The 2,629-nt window shown below is 77.3% G+C and carries 2 protein-coding genes; both read right to left on the bottom strand.

What is annotated here, in order from left to right:
- The coding region (locus DZF91_RS07600) for a serine/threonine-protein kinase (RefSeq protein WP_147341043.1) at positions 1–846 on the bottom strand (846 nt) is incomplete at its 3' end.
- Positions 806–2,629, bottom strand: a 1,824-nt coding sequence (locus DZF91_RS39560) for a hypothetical protein (protein WP_117356771.1), incomplete at its 5' end; no start/stop codon positions are given. The genes DZF91_RS39560 and DZF91_RS07600, both read right to left, overlap by 41 nt.

The following is a 2,629-nucleotide window of genomic DNA, read 5'->3' as shown; positions in this document are numbered from 1 at the left end:
CCCCGTCCCGGCGGGCGGGGCGGAGGGCACCAGGCGGGCGGAGGCGGCGAGGTCGGCGAGGGCGCGGCGGCCCCGCGGCTCCCACTCCGGACCGTAGGCGGCGACGGCGACCCGCTCCACCTCGTCGGCGAAGGCGTCCGCGTCGGACGGCCGGACGCGCGGGTCCTTGGCCATCCCGGACGCGACCAGCGGGCGCAGCGGCTCCGGGACGTCCTCGTGCGGGACGGGGGCGCCCAGGTGCCCCGCCTCGGGGTCGCCGTACGGCCGGTGTCCGGCGACGGCCTCGAAGAACACGCAGGTCACCGCGTAGACGTCGGACGCGGGCGACGGGTCGGCGCCGCGCCAGAGCTCGGGTGCGCGGTACAGCGGCGAGGCGTCCCCGGCGTGGCCGGAGACCCCGAAGTCCACCAGGACGGCGCGTCCGCTGTCGCGCACCAGGACGTCGCCGGGCGTGCAGTCGCCGTGCACGACCCCGGCGGCGTGCGCGGCGCCGAGGCCGAGCAGCGCGTCGCGCAGCAGGACGAGCCCGGCCTCCGGCGTCGTCCGGCGCTCCCGGCGCAGGATCTCGCGCAGCCCGACGCCGTCCACCCGCTCCATCACGACGGCGGTGCCGCCCGCGTTCTCGACCAGCTGGTAGGGGCGGGCGACGCGCGGGTCGCGCAGCCGCCCGAGCGCGGCGGCCTGGTGGCGGAACCGCTCGCGGGCCGCGCCGCTGGCGGCGGGCTCCAGGTACCGGACGACGACGGTGGAGCCGGACGCGCCGTGCCGGGCGAGGACCGTCCGGCCGCGCCGTCCCCGGCCGAGCTCACGGACCTCGTCGAACCCCGCGACCCGCCACTGCGCCACCCCGACCCCCTTCGGCCTCCCCGCGGACCGCCACGGCGGCGACGGCGGGGGAGAAGAACTGTCCGGGATTATTGCGTGATGCGCAGCTCAACGCGAGTGCCAGGCACCCGAACGGCACCGCCGTGAGGACGTACCGGTAGTCGAACTCGGCGGTCGCGGCGGGCAGGACGACCAGCCCCACGGCCGCGAGCCACGGACCGGCGGCGAGCCGCGCCGCCGCCCCGCGCCGGACGAGCGCCACCGCCGGCACCGCCAGCAGGACCAGCCCCACCAGCGTCCCGCGCAGGAACACGACCCGCTGGTACGCGTGCGCCAGATCGGACCAGGGCCGGACGACCCGCGTCCGGACGGGCCCGAGCTCGTACCGCGCGGCCCGCCGGTACAGCCCCGTCACGTACCGGCCGCGCGGATGGTCGCCGAGCTCGGCGGGCCTCGTCCCGAACAGGTACCGGTCGTAGGTCAGCCGGTCGGGGAAGACCGTCCGGTCCCAGGCGAAGGCCCGCAGCGTGTCGGCGCCTACGGTCCGCAGGTAGTCGGCGGGCTGCGCGGCGATCGCGCGCAGGGCGAACCGCCGCGCCATCCGGTCCTTGCGCGCGCTGTACCGGCCGCCGCGGACCTGGTTGAGCGGCGACGTCCCCCGCCAGATGTAGTTCTGGGAGATCATCCGCCGCTCGGGCGGGACGCGCGTGCAGAGCCTGCGCAGCTCCGGCGGTGGGTGCATCCTCGGGCACTCGGCGAACGCCATGACCCGTCCGTAGAGGAACACGCCGGTGCTGCGGCTGAGCCCGAACGCGCCGTGCGCCGAGGAGAACCACAGCCCGTACGCGAGCACCGGCGCCCCGGTGCTGCGGCTGAGCCCGAACGCGCCGTGCGCCGAGGAGAACCACAGCCCGTACGCGAGCACCGGCGCCGCGCACCCCGCCAGCGCGACCCCGGCCATCCCGGCCCGCCGCGCGAACCCGCCGCGCCGTCCGCGCCGTCCGCGCCTCCGACGCCTCCCGAACAGCCCGCGCCCGGCGAAGACGGCGGGGCCGGTGAAGCGGACGGTCCTCGCCGAACCGCCGTGGTCGGCGAACCGGACGTGCCCGGCGGTCACGACCGGGACGGGCAGCGCGACCTCCGCGTGCCACGCGCGCCCGGTGGACGGACGAAGCAGGACGGCCGCGACCACCCCCGCCGCCACGGCCGTCCCGGTGGGACGAGTCACGGTGGACGCCCCGGCCAGCACCCCGCCCACCGCGATCGCCCACCACGGCGGCGGACTCCACCACAGCACGACGGCCAGCGCGGACACCCCGAGCAGCAGGAACAGCGTGTCCGACATGACCAGCCGTTCGAGTTCGATCTGGTAGGCGTCGAAGAGCACCGGCGCCGCCGCGAGCAGCGCGCCCCACCTCGGCACGCGGCACCGGCACGCCACGGCGTAGACCAGGACGCCGACCGCGAGCCCCATCAGGTGCTGCGTCGCGGTGACCAGCGTCAGGCTGTGGAACGGCTTGAGCAGCCAGAGGTAGAGCGAGTACCCGCTGGGACGCTCCAGTCCGGGGCGCCCGGTCACCGCGTCGTCGAGGTAGGTGATGCTGTCGGTGAACCAGATCGCGGGCCGGTAGCCCAGCGCCGCGACCAGCCGGAAGAGCCCCGCGAGCAGCAGGACGGCGACCAGCGGGCGGTGCGCGCCGAGCAGAGGCGGCCGCGCGCCGGGCAGGGACAGCCGCGCGTCGGGCAGGGACAGCCGCGCGCCGGACCGGGACGGACGTGCGCCGAGGAGGGACGGGCGCCCGCC

This window comes from Actinomadura logoneensis, assembly GCF_003428695.1.
GTDB lineage: Bacteria > Actinomycetota > Actinomycetes > Streptosporangiales > Streptosporangiaceae > Spirillospora > Spirillospora logoneensis.
The sequence above is the reverse complement of the archived record's forward strand: the minus strand, read 5'-3'. Positions and strand labels throughout refer to the sequence as shown.